Below are 18,635 nucleotides of genomic sequence, written 5' to 3' on the forward strand. Positions count from 1 at the left end.
ATCAGCGTTGGCTAGCTCAGGTACTTCTGGTTCAGGTTCGCTTGCCGCTTGCTGAGCTTTACGTGCCTTGGCGCGAGCAATTGCGGCAGCAACGGCGGCTTTTTTCGGGTCGACATCGGCCGCGGTATCAGCGTTGGCTAGCTCAGGTACTTCTGGTTCAGATTTGCTTGCCGCTTGCTGAGCTTTACGTGCCTTGGCGCGAGCAATTGCGGCGGCAACGGCAGCTTTTTTCGGGTCGACATCGGCCGCGGTATCAGCGTTGGCTGGCTCAGGCACTTCTGGTTCAGATTCGCTTGCCGCTTGCTGAGCTTTACGTGCTTTGGCGCGTGCAATAGCAGCGGCGACAGCGGCTTTTTTCGGGTCGACATCGGCCGCGGTATAAGCGTTGGCTGGCTCAGGCATTTCTGGTTCGGATTCGCTTGCCGCTTGCTGAGATTGACGTGCTTTGGTGCGAGCAATTGCGGCGGCAACGGCGGCTTTTTTCGGGTCGACATCGGCCGCGGTATCAACGTTGGTAGATTCAGATACCTCTGATTTACTTAAAGCCTGTTCAGCCTTACGTGCCTTGGCGCGTGCAATAGCATCGGCGACGGCTGACTTTTTATCATCATTACCTTGATTAGCGTTTGCACCCGTATTCGTATCAACGTGGTCTAGCGTGTCAGTTTTACTTGCTTTGCGCTCTCGAGCAAGACGCTTACGTTCTTCTCTGAGTTTAGCCATTTCACTATTATCTGGCTGGCTTTGCTCAGACGTTTTTGCAGCCGCTTGTTTGGCTTTTGCTCGTGCAATTGCGGCGGCAACCGCGGGTTTGACTTCGCCAGTTGTTGGTGCTGCTTTTTGAGCCTTCACTCGAGCAATCGCGGCGGCAACGGCATCATCCCCGTTTGACGTCGCCATTTGTTTACGACGGTCATCAGCTGCTTTCTTAAAGCGATTCTCACGCTCGGCTTTATCTCGTTCAAGGCGGGCTTTTCTTTCTTCAAAACGAACCTTTGCACGTTCAGCCGCTTCGGCTTCTTTCGTCCGCGTTCGAATCTCTGCTTTCGCCTGACGATAATACTGAACGAGCGGAATCTCGCTTGGGCAAACGTACGCGCATGCCCCACATTCTATACAGTCTTTAAGATTGAGTTCTTCGCATTTGTCGTATTCTTGTGATTTTGCATACCATTGCAGCTGCTGTGGTAATAGTGATGCAGGGCATGCCTCCGCACATTGGCTACAGCGTATACATGCCATCTCGTTTTGATTCGGATCGATTTCACGAGAGGTAGGTGCAAGGATACAGTTAGACGTTTTCGTTATGGGTACGTTGGCATGCGGCAGTGTAAAGCCCATCATTGGCCCCCCCATAATTAGGCGAGGTGCTTTTTTATCTGCTTTATAACCAAACTCATCGAGTAAGGACTGTACCGGGGTGCCAATTCGTGCCCAAACATTTTGTGGCTGTTTGAACGCCTTACCTGTTAACGTTACAACCCGTTCTAGCAGGGGCTCACCATCACAAATAGCGCGTTTTATGGCGTATGCTGAACCGATATTTTGCACGAGGAGTCCAATATCGGCGGGGATACCACCAACGGGAACCTCTAAGTTCGTCAATATTTTAATCAGCTGCTTTTCACCGCCTGAAGGATACTTGGTAGGAATAACACGAATGACGATATCTTCATCCTTCCCAGCTATCTCTAATGCTTTGATGGCGTCCGGCTTATTATCTTCGATCCCGATGATGGTTAATTTGGGTTTTAAAATATGCTTGAGTATTTTGATCCCTTCAACAATATCGCTCGCATATTCTTGCATCAGGCGGTCGTCAGACGTGATGTAAGGTTCGCACTCGGCTGCGTTTAGGATAAGAATATCAGTACGTTGCAACCCACTTTGAATTTTTTTTGCGGTCGGGAACCCGGCTCCGCCCATGCCAGAAACACCCGCCTGGCGGATCGTTTCGATGAGTTGAGTGGGTTCTACTTGATAGTAATCGGTGGTGAACTCTCGCTCTATCCATTGATCATTGCCATCGGACTCAATCACGATGCACAAGTCGCTTAAGCCAGAAGGATGGGCGACCGTTCTTGGTTCTATTGCTGTTATCGTCCCTGAGGTAGGGGCGTGGACAGGGAGCATGAACGCCGCATTAACCTCACTCAATGGTTGTCCTTTGAGTACATGACTGCCAACTTCGACGAGTAAGTCACCGGGTTTACCGATATGTTGCTTTATCGGAATGACCAACTCAGCAGGGATAGCCGCTCTAGAAATAGCGTGTGTATTAGATTGCTTTTTGTTTTCTTGTGGGTGGACACCACCGGGGAAGTTCCACAGCGAGCCAGTTTGAATTTGTTCAATTAATGACAACATACCCTACCTACGACTTAATTGGCTGAGTGTTTGAATCGGTAACATTAACCACTGGAATTGACTGTAATTGCCATTTCCATGAATCGGTTGTTGTCTGTACTGGGATCATTTCGATGCAATCCGTTGGGCAAGGTGCAACACATAAATCACACCCCGTGCACTCATCTTTTATGACGGTATGTAGGGCTTTCGTGCCGCCTACAATAGCGTCCACTGGGCAAGCTTGAATGCACTTGGTACAGCCAATGCACATATCTTCGTGTATAAAAGCGACTTTCTTGATGGATTTTTCAGCGTCGTGAGCTGAGCTCTCAACTTCAACACCCATTAAATCTGCAAGTTTTTCGATGGTCGCCTGTCCGCCGGGAGGGCATTTGTTGATGGCATCCCCGTTAGCAATAGCCGTTGCATAAGGTTTACAGCCTGGGTATCCACATTGGCCACATTGAGTTTGCGGCAAAATCGCATCAATCTGTTCAACAATCGGATCAGCTTCAACCTTAAATTTAATGGACGCGAACCCTAGAATAGCCCCAAATATGGCCGCAAGCGCGACAAGGGCAAGGACTGCAATAATGATAGTTGTCATTATAATTTCACCAAGCCTGTGAAGCCCATAAAGGCGAGTGACATTAATCCAGCCGTAATCATCGCAATAGAAGCACCTTTAAATGGCGCAGGTACGTCGGCGACAGTAATGCGTTCACGCATTGACGCGAAAAGAATAAGAACGAGAGAGAAACCGACCGCGGCTCCAAACCCATAGATGATAGATTCCATGAAATTATGGTTTTCATTAATGTTGAGCAATGCAACACCCAAGACAGCGCAATTGGTCGTAATCAATGGTAAAAAGATGCCAAGTAGTCGATACAAGGTTGGGCTGGTTTTATGCACCACCATCTCGGTAAACTGAACGACGACGGCAATCACTAGAATAAAACTCATTGTTCTGAGGTATTGAATACCAAGAGGGATGAGAATATAGGTTTCGACAAGGTAGGCGCAAACCGAAGCCAAGGTTAGGACGAAGGTGGTTGCCAAGCCCATGCCAATGGCGGTCTCGAGTTTTTTTGATACACCCATGAATGGGCATAAGCCAAGAAATTTTACCAGTACAAAGTTATTGACTAGGACGGTGCCTACCAACAATAGAAAATATTCGGTCATAATAGTATGTGTAAAGAGCTCCGATCCCGTTATTATCGTGCTTTGCGTAGTTAATAACAACCAGTGAAAGATAAGGTTTTATTAGTTTCTACGAAAATGTAGGCGTTTTTATGAAAACCTGTGGGTTTGTAAGCAATTAATCTGTCTACCAGATTATACGCGATGGATATTAAAAGACTCAAAACTTGCAGAATTGAAAACGAAAAAAGCCGCATCCTAAGATGCGGCTTTTAAAATTTGGCTCCCCCTGCAAGACTTGAACTTGCGACATACGGATTAACAGTCCGCCGTTCTACCAACTGAACTAAGGGGGAATTGCTTTAGCGCGGCGAATATTAGCGATAGAGGAGGTAGGAGTCAATGGTTTTTTTGTTGTTGATGTGGAAAAAAACTAATAAAAATATCTTTACTTCTTTGTACGCCTTGCCGGGTATGACGTGATTTTAGTTATCCACCAAAATTGTGGATAAGGGTGTTAATTATCCGGTACAACATGACGGAACTGACAGGAATGAAAATAATGAATGTGAATAAGTTTTAACTGCTGAAAGTAAGTGCTTGATTTTTGTTGTTTAATTTGGATTTTATTCGGTTTGGGAATAATGTCTAAATTCTCATTAGTGAGAGATAATTTGTATTTTGGGGACAAGCCGTGGATGAAACGCTAGCTTATATTTTCTATGGGGAGTTCACGAGGGCAGTTAATATACCTAAAAGTGAAACGAAAAGCGAGCAAAGAGTTGCAAAAGTCAGCCTGTAACGGCGACAATGTGGGCGAGACAAATAAAGGACTCGATATCATGGCAAAACATTTCGAATTAGTTTCAGATTATCAACCTTCAGGCGACCAGCCTGCTGCCATTGAAAAATTGTTAGATGGCCTCGATTCGGGTCTCGCGCATCAAACGCTACTCGGGGTAACGGGCTCGGGCAAAACGTTTACCTTGGCGAATGTCGTGGCGACGGCACAACGTCCTGCCATTATACTGGCACCCAACAAAACGCTCGCTGCTCAGTTGTATGGAGAGATGAAAGCTTTTTTCCCAAACAACTCAGTTGAGTATTTTGTTTCCTACTATGATTATTACCAACCTGAGGCATACGTTCCGACGACGGACACCTTCATTGAGAAAGATTCCTCTGTCAATGCTCATATAGAGCAGATGCGCTTGTCCGCGACTAAAGCCCTGTTGGAACGTAAAGACGCCATCATTGTCGCCTCTGTATCGGCTATCTATGGCCTTGGTGATCCCCAGTCTTATTTGAAAATGATGCTTCACGTCACTCGTGGTGACGTGTTAGATCAGCGTGATATCATTCGTCGCCTTGCTGAAATACAGTACTCTAGAAATGACGTCGCTTTCGAGCGTGGTCAGTTTCGAGTCCGTGGTGAAGTTATTGATGTGTTCCCAGCGGAATCGGATCAAGTCGCAGTGCGCATTGAGATGTTTGATGATGAGATTGATTGTATTAGTCTGTTTGATCCGCTCACCGGCGTGATCATTCAGCGTGATTTGGCACGCTACACTATTTATCCAAAAACGCATTATGTGACCCCTCGTGATCGAATTCTTGAAGCGGTTGAAGAGATAAAGGTTGAGCTTAAGTCTCGTCAATCTTACCTAATCGATAATAACAAGTTGCTTGAAGAGCAGCGTATTTCTCAGCGCACACAGTTTGATATTGAGATGATGAACGAACTTGGTTTTTGTTCAGGCATCGAAAACTATTCTCGCTATCTAAGTGGCCGCAGTGAAGGCGAGCCGCCACCGACGTTATTTGACTACCTCCCTGCTGATGGCTTGTTGATTATTGATGAATCGCACGTGACAGTTCCTCAGATCGGTGCAATGTACAAAGGCGACCGTTCGCGCAAAGAAACCCTAGTGGAATACGGATTTCGACTGCCGTCTGCGCTTGACAACCGTCCGTTGCAGTTTGATGAATTTGAAATGTTGGCGCCACAAACCATCTATGTCTCAGCAACGCCTGGAGCCTATGAGATGGAAAAATCAATTGGCGCTGTAGCGGATCAAGTGGTGCGCCCAACAGGTTTACTTGATCCTGTACTAGAAGTGCGGCCCGTCGCCACCCAAGTGGATGATGTGATGTCGGAAGCAAAAGCTCGCGCGGCAAGAGACGAGCGGGTATTAGTGACCACGTTAACAAAAAGAATGGCCGAGGATCTGACCGAATATTTGAGCGAGCATGGTGTTCGAGTCCGTTATCTGCATTCTGATATCGATACCGTGGAACGTGTGGAGATCATTCGTGACCTTCGATTAGGTGTGTTTGATGTTTTAGTCGGGATCAACTTACTTCGAGAAGGCCTTGATATGCCAGAAGTCTCGTTAGTTGCGATTCTTGATGCTGATAAAGAAGGGTTTTTGCGGTCTGAGCGGTCGCTCATTCAAACGATCGGACGGGCAGCAAGGCACCTTGATGGCCGAGCAATTTTGTATGCAGACAAGATCACTAAATCGATGGAAAAAGCGATGGGAGAAACCAATCGACGTCGAGAAAAGCAGCATGCTTACAACGAAGCGAACGGGTTGGCTCCGACGGCACTAAAACGAAACGTCAAAGATATTATGGAGCTTGGAAGCGCCACTCAAGCACGCAATAAACAGCCATCAAAACAAGTCCCATTGTCGAAAGTTGCAGAGCCCTCGCAAAGCTATGTCGCCATGTCATCGCAAGAGATTGAAAAGCAAATATTGCGTTTGGAAAGTGAAATGTATCTGCATGCTCAGAATCTTGAGTTTGAACAAGCTGCGCAGAAACGTGATGAAATAGAGAAACTTAGAGCACATTTTATTGCGAACAGTTAACAGGACCACCTATTTTTGTTAGGGTGGTTAAATATTGAACCATGGGTTTGGTTATTGAAAATAAACTGAGCCCATCCTCATGTTAGTTAGGAATTATGCGACCGATTATCAGTGAGCCTAAATCTCGTTATCTTTTAATGGTAGAAGATACGGCCTCCGTTGCTGCCTTATATCGCTCCTATCTTACCCCATTGGGAATTGATATTAATATCGTGGGCAACGGACGGGACGCGATTCAGAGTCTGGCCCACCGAACCCCCGATTTGATACTTCTTGATTTGCGTCTGCCTGATATGACAGGTATGGATGTGTTGGACGCGGTACGAGAAGTGAATCCCAATGTGCCGGTTATCTTCATGACTGCGCATGGCTCAATAGATATTGCCGTTGATGCGATGCAGCATGGTGCGCAAGACTTTCTTATCAAGCCTTGTGAGGCTGACCGTCTTAGAGTCACTGTGAACAACGCGATTCGCAAAGCCTCTAAAATGAAAAATGAGCGCAATGAAACTGGCAGCCCAAGCTACCAAGGATTCATTGGCAGTAGCCAAACGATGCAAGCTGTCTATCGAACCATCGACTCTGCCGCAACCAGTAAAGCCAGTATTTTTATTACTGGGGAAAGTGGCACGGGAAAAGAGGTTTGCGCTGAGGCGATACATGCAGCAAGTCGTCGCGGAGATAAACCATTTATTGCGATTAACTGTGCGGCTATTCCGAAAGACCTTATCGAAAGTGAGTTGTTTGGTCATGTCAAAGGTGCGTTTACTGGTGCGGCGAGCGACCGTCAAGGCGCCGCTGAATTGGCGGATGGTGGCACGTTGTTTCTCGATGAACTTTGTGAGATGGACTTAGAGCTCCAGACGAAGCTACTGCGTTTTATTCAGACGGGTACGTTTCAAAAAGTAGGCTCATCGCGAATGAAAAAAGTCGACGTAAGATTTGTTTGCGCGACAAACAGAGACCCATGGAAAGAAGTCGAAGAAGGCCGCTTTCGGGAAGACCTTTATTATCGCTTGTATGTGATTCCTCTGCACCTGCCGCCCCTTCGAATGCGAGATGAAGACGTTATCGAGATTGCTTATTCTCTGCTGGGTTTCATGTCTCAGGAAGAAGGGAAAAGCTTCATTCGGTTCTCACCGGATGTTATCGACAGATTTATCCAATATGAATGGCCGGGCAACGTAAGACAACTGCAGAATGTGCTAAGAAACGTCGTTGTTTTAAACCATGGTAAAGAAATCTTATTGGATATGCTGCCTCCGCCGCTTAACGTTCCAGTTAAGCCTGTGGCTGTGGTCGAACCTATCACCCCTAGTGCTTTTGGGCCGCAAGATATTGTCCCTTTGCATCAAAGTGAAAGAGCCATTATAGAACAGGCTATCGAGGTCTGTGATGGTAATATTCCCATCGCTGCTGGGTACTTGAGTGTGAGCCCATCAACGATATATCGAAAAATTCAAGCATGGACGGCAAGTGAGAACAAACAATGAACTACATGGACCACGATAAAGTAAATAAACTGGGTAGCGAGATTGGTATGGATAATCTACCTATTTTGCTTGGTATCTTTACTGGCGAACTTGTGAATTATCAGGCGCAGCTTACCACGGGGTCATTGAGCGATAAAATTGACTGTATGAAAGAGATATCGCATGCACTAAAAAGCAGTGCTGCGAGTTTTGGTGCTGAGGCATTGTGTGAATTTGCGTTACTGGTGGATAGTGAGGTGAAGACAGATTCGGTTTATCTTGATCAACCAACAGTGGATACTATGCTTACCCACCTGAAAGAAACCTATACACAATATACTCACTTTTTGAACGAGCTCGAAAACTAGCACAGCGACGATGGTTTTCATCCTCAATAGAGCGTTAGCGCTCACTTTACGCCTACTCCTGGCAATGGGGCGCACATCGGGCAGTACGATAACGATGCCGAATAAGCCTGTTCGGCATCGTTTTTTTAACTGATTTAACGGTTCAATCTCTTTAACTTATTGAATATTTCTGGTTAATTTAATAAGCCAATAAGCCAATAAGCCAATAAGCCAATAAGCCAATAAGCCATTAAGCCATTAAGCTGACGATGGCATGCTTGAGCTTTTCCCTATCATGTCGCCAATCACGGTTTGGTGACGCAAGTGGTATTGTCACGCAAGGCCAATCTTCGGTTAGCTCAGGGTGGGGTTCTTGTCCTAAAATGATATCGAGTTTGCGTCCTTGTAACGCTCGTTCACACCACTCCAGCTTCTGTTTCAGCGTCATACGGCCTGCAGGGCCATATTCAGGCGAAAGATTTTCGACGAATACAATCTTTGCGTGGCTATTTTGATTCATCGCTTTACTAAGATCGGCGAGTAATAGAGGCGGCATCACGCTGGTTAAAAAGCTTCCTGGTCCGAGAATAATGCAATCGGCGTTTAGGATTGCCTCGACGGCTTCTCTTGTTGCAGGCACGACAGGGTCTAAATCCAGACGTTGAAGATCCTCTTCCATTTCATCGACAGAGGTTTCGCCGGTGACCCAACGACCCTCAGTAGAAAGCGCAGTGAGATCCGCGGGGTGCTCTGACATTGGAATGATATTGACATCAACGTTGAGCATCCCTCTGATTAGATCAATCGCTTCTAGTGGGCGAACTGACAAATTATCGAGCGCCGTTAACATCAGGTTACCTAGGTTGTGACCATTAAGTTCGCCTGCACCTTTAAATCGATACTCAAACATCATGGAGCTGATAGAAGGGTCGGTAATTAACTGATTGATGCAGTTACGAGTGTCGCCCCAAGCTATGCCGCCTTGGCAGTCTCGAATGCGTCCGGTGGAGCCACCATTATCGGTCGTGGCGACAATACCAGTGGCATTGCAACCAAAATCGGTGAGCGCAGCCAACATGCGCCCAAGTCCATGGCCACCGCCAATCGCCACGATTTTTTTTGATGAATATATGCTCATCTTTTCTTCTTCTATGGTTGTTTTATATCAATACGATAAGGGAAATTGTTCTACTGACATACTCAGCTATAATAAAAATGACGAATCTGTAAGGTTTTTTTACATTAGAGGTAGAAAACCGTACTGTAATTGAGTATTTTACTCACAAAAGCTGTCCTCGTGAATACAACGAAGATTGCCATAACTCCGAGCTTTATGTGCTAAGTCTTCGCTGGTATAAGCCAAGATATGCGCCTAGAGCCAGTGACAAACTGTCACCAGGGCTGGATTGGAAATGATCTCGCCTCCCGTATTTGGAAAGGTGTTCCATGGCGCAACAATTTGAAGATAAATTTCATCGCAAGTTTTATTACTTGCGCTTGTCTGTTACCGATGTGTGTAACTTTAAATGCACCTATTGCCTACCTGATGGCTATAGGCCGCCGGGTCACAAGCGCCCGGCTTTCCTGACATTGCCAGAAATCAAACGTGTGGTTACCGCGTTTGCAGATTGTGGCACGTCTAAGGTTAGGATCACAGGCGGTGAACCTAGCCTGAGAAAAGATTTCCCAGAAATCATCGAAACGGTTGCAAATACGCCGGGTATCGTCAAAGTGGCGACGACAACGAATGGCTATCGTATGGCCAAACAAGTCGATCGATGGCAAAGTGCAGGTCTTACTCATATCAACGTCAGTGTTGATAGCCTTGATCCGCGCATGTTTCACCAGATTACTGGTGAGAACAAGTTTAGGGAAGTGATGCAAGGAATCGACCGAGCGCTTGAAATTGGTTATAACCAAGTCAAAGTCAACGTCGTCTTGATGAAGGACCTTAATGCGAAAGAGCTACCAGCGTTTCTGAACTGGATCAAAGACCGACCTATCCAACTGCGTTTTATCGAGCTTATGCAAACAGGCGAGATGGACGATTTATTCCAAAAACACCATGTATCTGGCGTCGACATTCGAAATCAATTGATTGCCAATGGTTGGATTTTAAAAGCAAGAAGCGAGAACGATGGCCCTGCGCAAGTCTTTGTGCATGCCGACTATCGTGGTGAAATCGGTTTGATTATGCCTTATGAAAAGAATTTTTGTGAAAGCTGCAATCGCTTGAGAGTGTCGGCGATGGGCAAGCTCCATCTATGTTTGTTTGGAGAGCATGGCGTTGAATTGCGCGATTTACTTCAAGAGAACGAGCAAGAACAGGCATTGATTGAACGTATTCAAGCACAATTACAAACCAAATCAGTGAGTCATTTTTTACAGGATGGAAATTCTGGAATGACACCACATTTAGCCTCAATTGGCGGTTAGTCACTAACCGCTCCATAAATTATAATTAAATCTTTGATAGGGTGAACAAATCATGGGTCACGCAGAAAGCAAATTTGTGCCTGCTAACATTGCAGTGCTAACCGTTTCTGATACACGTACAGAAGACAACGATACCTCAGGTCGTTACTTAGTTGAGAATTTACAAGATGCGGGCCATACACTGGCAGACAAGAAGATTGTCATTGACGATATCTATCAAATTCGCGCCATTGTTTCACAATGGATCGCAGACGAATCGGTACAAGCAGTAATGATTACCGGTGGCACTGGCTTTACATCTCGTGATAGCACGCCAGAAGCACTCGTCCCACTTTTTGATAAGCAAGTTGAAGGGTTTGGTGAGCTATTCCGTCATGTTTCATATGAAGAAATTGGCACGTCAACTATCCAGTCTCGCGCGATTGCGGGCTTTGCTAATCACACTGTGATTTTCGCAATGCCGGGTTCAACCGGTGCTTGCCGTACTGGCTGGACTAAGATCATCAAGCAGCAGATGGATGCGAGCCATCGTCCTTGTAACTTTATGCCACACCTAAGTATCTAAGGGAATCAGGATGTCAGAATTCACTCATATTAATGCATCAGGTGAAGCCAACATGGTGGACGTCTCTGCAAAAGCCGAAACAGTGCGTGAAGCGCGAGCAGAGGCTTATGTTCACATGGCTCCTGAAACACTAAAGATGATTACTTCTGGAAATCATCATAAAGGTGATGTGTTTGCCACGGCGCGTATTGCTGGCATTCAAGCCGCAAAGAAAACGTGGGACCTGATCCCTTTGTGTCACCCTTTACTCCTTTCCAAAGTAGAAGTTCAACTGGAAGCCATTGTTGCGGAGAACAAAGTTCGCATTGAGTCTGTGTGTAAGCTCGCGGGTAAAACCGGCGTAGAAATGGAAGCCCTCACTGCAGCATCAGTGGCGGCTTTGACAATCTACGACATGTGTAAAGCTGTGCAGAAAGATATGGTGATTGAGAACGTTCGTTTACTTGAAAAAACCGGTGGGAAATCAGGACACTTTAAGGTGGAATCATGATCAAAGTACTTTTTTTTGCACAAACAAGAGAACTGATCGGTGTCGATAGTGTTGAACTTGACGGTGACTTTTCATCTATTGAAGCGGTTCGCGCTGAGTTAGCAACCCAAGGCGATAAATGGGCGCTAGCATTGGAAGCGGGTAAGTTGTTAGCGGCGCGTAACCAAGATATTGTCGCGATGACGGAAACCGTGGCTAGCGGTGATGAAATTGCCTTCTTCCCCCCAGTGACAGGAGGTTAGTATGAAGCCAAGAGTAGCCGTACAAGCCGCCGATTTTAATGTTGGCGAAGAGTATGACGCATTGGCGCAGGGTACGGCATCTGGTGCTGTGGTCACGTTTGTTGGTAAAGTTCGAGACATGAACCTTGGCGACGACGTGATTGGACTTTCGCTAGAGCATTACCCTGGTATGACAGAAAAGTCGCTAGAAACGATTTGCGATGAAGCCGAAACGCGTTGGCTCCTAAACGGCATTCGTGTCATTCACCGTGTTGGTGATATGGATGCAGGCGATCAAATCGTGTTTGTTGGTGTGTCGAGTGCACATCGAGGTGCGGCATTTGAGGCCTGCGAGTTTGTTATGGACTTCCTAAAAACCAAGGCACCGTTTTGGAAAAAGGAACGAACGACACAAGCAACTCGTTGGGTTGACTCAAGAGAGTCTGACGCCCAAGCCGCATCAAGGTGGCAACAAGACGGTGAATCGAATTAAATCGTCATTATTGACGGTTTAATTGTCGGTAGAAGAACGTTTAAAAGCCCGCCGTTACCTTATAAAATAATAAGGTAACGGCGGGCTTTTTGCGTTAACTAAGCGTTGCTAAATATTCACTAATCACGGTATGGACACCTTGTTCGCTGTTGCTTGGTGCAGAAAATCGTGCGTAAGTTTTGACTTTTTCGTGCGCGTTCTCAACCGCATACGAGTGATAGCTAGCTTGAAGCATTTCTACGTCATTAAAATAGTCACCAAAGCTCATGGTCTGCTCATGAGTGAACCCAAGCGTGTTTTGCAGGTGCTGAATAGCAGTACCTTTAGACGCTTCGGCGTTCATGACATCAAGCCAAATCTTGGCACTCACTACGACTTGATGGGAATGACCAAATTGTGATTGGATTGAGGGATAAACGTGTTCCTCACTACCATCAAAGTGACAGATTGCGACCTTTATGAAGGTATCATCAATATTGAGTAAGTCGGTAACCGATTGACGGCGGTGATAATACTTAGCAATTTCTTCTAATGCTTTTTCATCTTGAGTTTCAATGTAGGCCGATTGTTTACCACACAAAACCACATGCGTATTTGGGATTTTTCGCGCTTCGGTAATGATATGATGAATGGCGGCCTTGTCGATAGTGCAACTATACAACTCGACGCCTTTGTGCATGACCAACGTTCCATTTTCCGCAATGAACATCATTTCGTCTTGAGCGGGTAAAAATGTCTCGAGCAAGCTGTAATATTGGCGACCTGATGCAGCGCAAAAAATGATACCTTTCTCGGACATTTGGCGATGTAACTCGAAGAATGTAGGGTCCAATTGTCCGTGTTCGTTTAGCAAGGTGCCGTCCATATCGGAGGCAATAAATTTGATGTCATTGATGGGCATTCATGCGTACTCTTCAGGGATATACTCAGAGTATAAAGGCATTTATTTTCGAGTCCTAACACAATTTCCTAGGCCCTACCGTCCCCCTATCTTCTTGTTGGCTACCCCGTAACTTGTATACTTACCGATGATTTTATTTGTTACATCGTGACTTGCTGTATTTAAAGTTTCTATAGTAAGCCGAGTGCTTAATACCAATGTCAGCCTTATATTCCCCAGCCCAATTGCTGATACTTGGATCGGTTGCCCAAACGTTCATCATTGCTCTTAGTTTTGTATCCGACGTCATAGGGATGGGGAGGCGCTCAGAATGGCGAACGTTATACACGACACTGCCATCGATATACCAACGAATGGCACGGCGATTCCATTCAATAGCATAGGTATGAAATTCCTCAGAGGCATCAAAATCTAGATAGTGGATGTGCTCATTTTTTTGTTGGTAGTTGTCATCGTTTGTCCAAAAATTAAATTGAACCATATTGGTATTAGCGCCAATAAACTCAATGTCTATTTCGTTGTGCACGCCATTACCGTCTTCTGGCTGATCATAAGGGCCCGCAAACAAGAAAAAAGAACTAATAACACCGTCTCCTTTGACGGGTTTCATTTCGATTTGAAAACAGCCGTTGCCATAGAATCCCAGCGTACGGATCTCGCCTGAGAGAATGTCTAAATAACCATGCTCATCCTCACGGTTTTCTAGATGGATGGCGAGCCCACTGTTATTGAACTCGACTTGAGTTTGCTGCCAGCGATTTAAGAACGGAAACCCGTTCTCCCATCCATCCGCCAGAAACCAGCGTTGTGGATCTAACTCAGCTAAAGGATCGGTAAATGACGTGCTTGCGTGTGACAGCGTGGTAAATCCGGCGGACAACATGAGTAGCGATTCCTTAAGCATTGACACTATCCTTAGTATGGTGGCTTGAAATGTTCATTTGATCATAGGATTTTTACGTCTTTTCTCCATTGAATGGCCGTCTAGTTTTTGAGAATACGCAACAACACATTGCGCTATCTTGGTGCTCGCGCGTGATAGCTGTGCATGTTAAGTGATGGTTTTGTTTTTAACTATCTGATAATTAGATTAAAAAATTATGGAATGATAGTTGCTTGTACTATTTAGTGAATGGTTTGAGTCTATTCTTATAGGGCGGGACTCATCATATCGACAATCATGAGGACTTAAGACGTAACGACAATAGCGGAGGCCTTAGTCGCATACAAAAGGTCAAAAACAATACTAACAACGGTTGGCGATGGTGCAGTTCCTGATTATTGGGCTGCACCTTTTTTTTTGAGTGTACTGGCTCTTTTCTAATAATAATGCCTGCAGTCATACTTAGCGAAAGGGCGGTTAACAACGAAACGAAAATTATAGGTTACGAGATGAAGTGACTGAATTACAATGAATCTATTCGTGTAATTTACTGCAAGATAAAGGAATGACCTTGTCAATTATTAAAGAATGCATCAGAACGGTTGGGCGTGGCTCACGTGGCCGAGGGCCTTTAACTCAAGATCAAGCAAGATTAGTCATGGAACAATACGTAGAGGGTCATATTGACGATGACCAAGTAGCGATGCTGCTCATGCTGATACGAGTGAGGGATGAAACCGCCGAAGAGATTGCTGGCTTCGTCGAAGCGTTAAAGCCCAAAGGGCATACTATCCATGCAGATTTTGACTGGCCTTTGTACGCAGGGAAGCGTGTTGGTCAAACATCTGGGAAACCGTGGCACTTACTCGCGGCCAGTATCTTGGCAGAAAACGGCGTTAAAGTATTACTCCATGGCGACCTAGATAAAGAAAGTGACCGTGTGCATGCACGCGATTGCTTGGCTTCGCTCAATATCGTTAAAGCGGATGATCTGACACACGCTCAGCAAATGCTGGAGCAAAGCAATATCGCCTATCTGCCACTTAGCCATTTTTGTCCATTAGCCAAGCGGATGCTGGACTGGAAGCATCGCTATGGGTTACGCACACCAATTAATACCGTTATTCGCGCGTTGAATCCCGCGAACGCTCCCTATGGCATGAGGGGAAGCTTTCACCCTGGCTTTCAAGAGCTGCATGCTCAGGTAGAACACCTACTAGCGCGCCATGCTGGTGGCGAGCATGATTATAAGCGAATGCTTTCATTTAAAGGCCAGTCAGGTGAAACGGAATTTAACCCGAAAGTGAGTCAGACAGTATGGTGGGTGGAATCTGATGTCGTTCATTCTACGTATATAGAAGAGACGATGCAGATTAGAGAAGAGCCCAAATATTGCCCGTTTGATACGCCAAGAGAAGAATGGGAATTAATGACCAATACCGTGGTGGCCACAGTGACGGCGGCGCTGTTTACTATATCGGGTGATTACCCATTATCAGTTCAAAAAGCGGAATTGTATTGGTCTACTTATTGCAAAAAAACGCATAGTATCGATGTGACACCTTCTGCCGGACTATGCTAAGCCCAAGATGACAGCATCGGCTGTCATCTTTACGCGTTTGTCTTTTGATAGCGAGCGTAACAGTACTCGAGTAACCAACCGGTATCACTTTGGTTACTCGGCTTTACGCCATCGAAAGTGCTCGCCTACACCATCATAAAGTGTTGCTCTAATAGATCGACGTCGGGCTCAGAAACGAGCCTCATTAGCCAATCAACATCCAGCTCGGAAACCACCGTTTTTACGACAAAAGCAGAGTCGATATAGGCGGATGTGATCTGTGCTTGTCTAAACCCCTGAGCCGACTCGCCGCCATCGAAGGATAGGGTTTTGTCACCCTCAAGCGCCATATAAGCCGTCAACGCGACGATTAATTGCATCGGATTTTGCGGTGATGCAATTCGATATAAATAACCATTCTCAACCTTCTGCTGTGCCCAATATTCTATCGTATCTAGCGCCAATGGCTGCTGGCTAAATAGCAAAGCCTCGCATCGATGATGCCATCGTGTGATCGAAACCGGCGTGTGTTTAAATTCTGGTTGCCCGGAATGACGATCTGAATTGGGTTCGATGAGGGTACAGGGTTTGCTGTTACTCGCGGTTGAATCATTCCAATGGATGGGCATGAAAAGTTGGTTTGGTCCCATGGAGGTGGAGCAATGGACTCTTGCCTGTATTGACCCGAAGTGATTACTAATGGTTGCAATCTGCCCTTGCTCGAGTGAATATCGCTTTGCCGTTACTGGGTGAAGCGTGACATAAGGCTCGGGTGTATGAGTCGCCAGACTAGGTGAAAGGCCTGTGCGGCTCATGGTATGCCAGTGATCACGAGCGCGGCCGCTATTGAGGATCAATGGGTGTTGAACTGAGACCGAGTTTTTTGGTGATTGATGTCGAACACGAATAAATTGTGCTCGTTTATTTGGGGTGAAAAATTGATTGTCGCTAAACAAACGCTGATTGACGATACCAGATTGTAGCGTGGTGACTGGCCATTGCTGTGGTGAGAGTCGGCTATAACCTTGGTCATCAAGTGAGGTTAGCCCAATAAGGTTAAGATCCCGCTGACCCGCATTATTACCTAATGTGGTCATCGTGGCATACTCGTTAAAAATCTGGCCTTCATGCAGGTAATTGAAGGCGGATGCAAAGCCCATTTTTTTTGCGACTTGGCTGATTATCCACCAATCGGGTTTAGCGAGACCAGGGCTCGGTAAAATACGTCTTTGACGGGAAATTCGGCGTTCAGAATTGGTCACGGTTCCCGATTTTTCGCTCCAACCTTGGGAGGGAAAAATGACGTCAGCGAATTGCGTCGTTTCGGTATCTTGGATGCAGTCAGATACGACAACAAAGGGGCAACGACTAAGAGCCGCTTGGATTTTTTTGCTATCAGGGAGGCTAACGACGGGGTTAGTTGCCATGATCCATATTGCTTTGACGGTTCCAGATTCAATTGCATCGAACAGGTCAATAGCTTTTAATCCGGGCTTAGTGGCCAATTGGTCAGTTTGCCAGTAGTCACGGATAAGCGAGTGGTGCTGTGGATTATCAAACTCCATGTGACTGGCAAGCGTATTGGCGAGCCCGCCGACTTCCCTTCCGCCCATAGCGTTAGGCTGACCAGTCACAGAAAAAGGCCCAGTTCCCTGTTGACCAATTTTTCCTGTGGCGAGGTGGCAGTTGAGAATGGCGTTGACCTTGTCGGATCCTTGACTGGATTGATTGACGCCTTGTGAGTATACGGTCACCACTTTGTCTGTTTTAGCAAACAAAGAATAGAAATGCTCCAATCTATCAGTATTGATGCCTGTAATCCCCTCAATATCGAGCTCCTTGCTGGCCGCATCTAGTGCTTGCTCAAAACCATCGGTGAAGGCAGCGATGTAGTCTTTGTCGAGGTGTTTGTCGCGGTGCAGGTAAGTCAACAAGCCATTGAACAGTGCTACGTCTGAACCGGAATGAATAGGTAGATGCAGATCGGCGATGTCACAAGTAGCGGTTTCTCGTGGATCAACCACAACAATCGTCATGGCTGGATTTTGTTGCTTGGCAAGGCGAAGACGTTGAAATAGTACAGGGTGACACCACGCAAGATTGGAACCGGTAATAATGACGAGCTCGGCGTGCTCCAGATCTTCGTAGCACACAGGAACGGTGTCAGAACCAAATGCACGTTTGTGGCCTACTACGCTTGAAGCCATACATAAGCGAGAATTACTATCAATATTACCACTGCCAATAAAGCCCTTCATTAGCTTATTTGCCACATAATAATCTTCGGTCAGTAATTGACCCGATACATAAAATGCAACGGAATCTGGGCCAAATTGTTCAATGGTTTGTGTGAATTTTTTTGCAACATGGCTGGTGATGTCTTCCCAATCACATATCGTATCTGTGTACTCAACTCGCGAGTGGCTTTCTGAAGAGGTTGGTTGATAGCCCTTATCTGTAAAGGCATCAGGTGTTGTGTAGGAACGAAGGAGTGGGTAACGTGCTCGTCCATCGTGAATCACGGTTTCACCGAGCGCGATGCCTTTTGTACACAGCTTGCCATAATTAGAAGGGTGCGATTGATCGCCCCTGATTTCAAGGCGTCCTTTCGCCGTTGGGCGAGCTTCTACCCCACATCCAACCCCACAATATGGGCATGTCGATTTTGTCCAACCATCTTCATCCATGATCTCACCTTAAATCTTATAAAAAATCATATTGTGTATATTGAAGCAATTTGCGCGCCATATTGAATATAACGCCATAAACAGATGGTTTTGTGATTTAATTATTTAAAATCAGTAATTTAAATGCATACCACTTTAGTGGTAGTTGTTGTTTTGTGGTTGTTTTAGAGGTGTTGAGTGTGTGTGTGCACTGTTTTGGTTAAAAATGCAC

General features: G+C 45.9%; 16 protein-coding genes, 1 tRNA gene and 1 riboswitch. Of the genes, 9 read left to right on the forward strand and 8 right to left on the reverse strand.

Translation table 11 applies throughout. The features are described 5' to 3' along the window. The 4 genes from rsxC to ACE1OE_RS23345 form a co-directional block, all read right to left on the reverse strand. On the reverse strand, positions 1–2,367 hold a 2,367-nt coding region (gene rsxC, locus ACE1OE_RS23330), incomplete at its 3' end, for an electron transport complex subunit RsxC (RefSeq protein WP_449212414.1). Between the two features lie 7 nt (positions 2,368–2,374). Further along, entirely contained in the window at positions 2,375–2,956 is a 582-nt protein-coding gene (rsxB, locus tag ACE1OE_RS23335; protein ID WP_102470384.1) for an electron transport complex subunit RsxB, read from the reverse strand. After that, complete coding sequence (gene rsxA / locus ACE1OE_RS23340) at positions 2,956–3,537, reverse strand: electron transport complex subunit RsxA (protein ID WP_102470385.1); 582 nt, start codon at positions 3,535–3,537, stop codon at positions 2,956–2,958. The genes rsxB and rsxA overlap by 1 nt, the downstream gene beginning before the upstream one ends. Before the next feature lie 238 nt (positions 3,538–3,775). Then, positions 3,776–3,851, reverse strand: a tRNA-Asn gene (locus ACE1OE_RS23345). A gap of 486 nt (positions 3,852–4,337) precedes the next feature. Here ACE1OE_RS23345 and uvrB point away from each other — a divergent pair. The 3 genes from uvrB to ACE1OE_RS23360 all read left to right on the forward strand — a co-directional run bounded on the left by uvrB (position 4,338) and on the right by ACE1OE_RS23360 (position 8,208). Beyond that, on the forward strand, positions 4,338–6,368 hold the full coding sequence (gene uvrB, locus ACE1OE_RS23350) for an excinuclease ABC subunit UvrB (RefSeq protein WP_102470413.1): 2,031 nt from the start codon (positions 4,338–4,340) through the stop codon (positions 6,366–6,368). 95 nt (positions 6,369–6,463) lie between these two features. Beyond that, positions 6,464–7,861 (forward strand): quorum-sensing sigma-54 dependent transcriptional regulator LuxO, encoded by a 1,398-nt coding sequence (gene luxO / locus ACE1OE_RS23355; RefSeq protein WP_372060810.1) that lies wholly within the window; start codon positions 6,464–6,466, stop codon positions 7,859–7,861. Further along, positions 7,858–8,208 (forward strand): Hpt domain-containing protein, encoded by a 351-nt coding sequence (locus ACE1OE_RS23360; protein ID WP_449212415.1) that lies wholly within the window; start codon positions 7,858–7,860, stop codon positions 8,206–8,208. Before luxO ends, ACE1OE_RS23360 begins: the two co-directional genes overlap by 4 nt. A gap of 229 nt (positions 8,209–8,437) precedes the next feature. On the opposite strand, the gene yvcK is transcribed toward ACE1OE_RS23360, so the two are convergent. Further along, positions 8,438–9,325: a uridine diphosphate-N-acetylglucosamine-binding protein YvcK gene (gene yvcK / locus ACE1OE_RS23365; RefSeq protein WP_449212416.1), complete on the reverse strand. Its 888-nt coding sequence runs from the start codon at positions 9,323–9,325 to the stop codon at positions 8,438–8,440. Between the two features lie 172 nt (positions 9,326–9,497). Then, positions 9,498–9,645: riboswitch (molybdenum cofactor riboswitch) on the forward strand. On the opposite strand from yvcK, the gene moaA reads away from it, so the two are divergent. The 5 genes from moaA to moaE all read left to right on the forward strand — a co-directional run bounded on the left by moaA (position 9,634) and on the right by moaE (position 12,392). Continuing rightward, the gene (gene moaA / locus ACE1OE_RS23370) at positions 9,634–10,623 is read left to right on the forward strand and encodes a GTP 3',8-cyclase MoaA (protein ID WP_102470389.1); all 990 of its coding nucleotides are present in this window, start codon (positions 9,634–9,636) and stop codon (positions 10,621–10,623) included. (Overlaps the previous riboswitch by 12 nt.) A gap of 52 nt (positions 10,624–10,675) precedes the next feature. Next, on the forward strand, positions 10,676–11,188 hold the full coding sequence (moaB, locus tag ACE1OE_RS23375; protein ID WP_102470390.1) for a molybdenum cofactor biosynthesis protein B: 513 nt from the start codon (positions 10,676–10,678) through the stop codon (positions 11,186–11,188). Between the two features lie 10 nt (positions 11,189–11,198). Beyond that, complete coding sequence (gene moaC, locus ACE1OE_RS23380; protein ID WP_102470391.1) at positions 11,199–11,678, forward strand: cyclic pyranopterin monophosphate synthase MoaC; 480 nt, start codon at positions 11,199–11,201, stop codon at positions 11,676–11,678. Further along, on the forward strand, positions 11,675–11,920 hold the full coding sequence (moaD, locus tag ACE1OE_RS23385) for a molybdopterin synthase sulfur carrier subunit (protein ID WP_449212417.1): 246 nt from the start codon (positions 11,675–11,677) through the stop codon (positions 11,918–11,920). The genes moaC and moaD overlap by 4 nt, the downstream gene beginning before the upstream one ends. Before the next feature lies 1 nt (position 11,921). Further along, the gene (moaE, locus tag ACE1OE_RS23390; RefSeq protein ID WP_102470393.1) at positions 11,922–12,392 is read left to right on the forward strand and encodes a molybdopterin synthase catalytic subunit MoaE; all 471 of its coding nucleotides are present in this window, start codon (positions 11,922–11,924) and stop codon (positions 12,390–12,392) included. A 94-nt stretch (positions 12,393–12,486) separates the two neighbouring features. Here moaE and ACE1OE_RS23395 read toward each other — a convergent pair whose 3' ends face one another. Both ACE1OE_RS23395 and ACE1OE_RS23400 read right to left on the reverse strand, forming a co-directional pair. After that, positions 12,487–13,293 (reverse strand): Cof-type HAD-IIB family hydrolase, encoded by an 807-nt coding sequence (locus ACE1OE_RS23395; RefSeq protein ID WP_449212418.1) that lies wholly within the window; start codon positions 13,291–13,293, stop codon positions 12,487–12,489. Positions 13,294–13,426: 133 nt separating this feature from the next. Continuing rightward, on the reverse strand, positions 13,427–14,197 hold the full coding sequence (locus tag ACE1OE_RS23400; protein WP_449212419.1) for a family 16 glycosylhydrolase: 771 nt from the start codon (positions 14,195–14,197) through the stop codon (positions 13,427–13,429). Between the two features lie 550 nt (positions 14,198–14,747). On the opposite strand from ACE1OE_RS23400, the gene ACE1OE_RS23405 reads away from it, so the two are divergent. Beyond that, on the forward strand, positions 14,748–15,758 hold the full coding sequence (locus ACE1OE_RS23405; RefSeq protein WP_449212420.1) for a glycosyl transferase family protein: 1,011 nt from the start codon (positions 14,748–14,750) through the stop codon (positions 15,756–15,758). Positions 15,759–15,883: 125 nt separating this feature from the next. On the opposite strand, the gene ACE1OE_RS23410 is transcribed toward ACE1OE_RS23405, so the two are convergent. Further along, a complete protein-coding gene (locus ACE1OE_RS23410; RefSeq protein ID WP_449212421.1) occupies positions 15,884–18,424 on the reverse strand; it encodes a molybdopterin oxidoreductase family protein in 2,541 nt (846 codons plus the stop codon). Positions 18,425–18,635 lie beyond the last annotated feature (211 nt).

This window comes from Vibrio sp. E150_011 (assembly GCF_053544015.1).

Coding starts and splice junctions, on each gene's coding strand:
- moaD (WP_449212417.1), top strand. CDS start 11,675: ATGATCAAAGTACTTTTTTTTGCACAAACAAGAGAACTGATCGGTGTC.
- moaE (WP_102470393.1), top strand. CDS start 11,922: ATGAAGCCAAGAGTAGCCGTACAAGCCGCCGATTTTAATGTTGGCGAA.
- ACE1OE_RS23395 (WP_449212418.1), bottom strand. CDS start 13,293: ATGCCCATCAATGACATCAAATTTATTGCCTCCGATATGGACGGCACC.
- ACE1OE_RS23400 (WP_449212419.1), bottom strand. CDS start 14,197: ATGCTTAAGGAATCGCTACTCATGTTGTCCGCCGGATTTACCACGCTG.
- rsxB (WP_102470384.1), bottom strand. CDS start 2,956: ATGACAACTATCATTATTGCAGTCCTTGCCCTTGTCGCGCTTGCGGCC.
- moaC (WP_102470391.1), top strand. CDS start 11,199: ATGTCAGAATTCACTCATATTAATGCATCAGGTGAAGCCAACATGGTG.
- rsxA (WP_102470385.1), bottom strand. CDS start 3,537: ATGACCGAATATTTTCTATTGTTGGTAGGCACCGTCCTAGTCAATAAC.
- ACE1OE_RS23410 (WP_449212421.1), bottom strand. CDS start 18,424: ATGGATGAAGATGGTTGGACAAAATCGACATGCCCATATTGTGGGGTT.
- luxO (WP_372060810.1), top strand. CDS start 6,464: ATGCGACCGATTATCAGTGAGCCTAAATCTCGTTATCTTTTAATGGTA.
- yvcK (WP_449212416.1), bottom strand. CDS start 9,325: ATGAGCATATATTCATCAAAAAAAATCGTGGCGATTGGCGGTGGCCAT.
- moaA (WP_102470389.1), top strand. CDS start 9,634: ATGGCGCAACAATTTGAAGATAAATTTCATCGCAAGTTTTATTACTTG.
- moaB (WP_102470390.1), top strand. CDS start 10,676: ATGGGTCACGCAGAAAGCAAATTTGTGCCTGCTAACATTGCAGTGCTA.
- uvrB (WP_102470413.1), top strand. CDS start 4,338: ATGGCAAAACATTTCGAATTAGTTTCAGATTATCAACCTTCAGGCGAC.
- ACE1OE_RS23360 (WP_449212415.1), top strand. CDS start 7,858: ATGAACTACATGGACCACGATAAAGTAAATAAACTGGGTAGCGAGATT.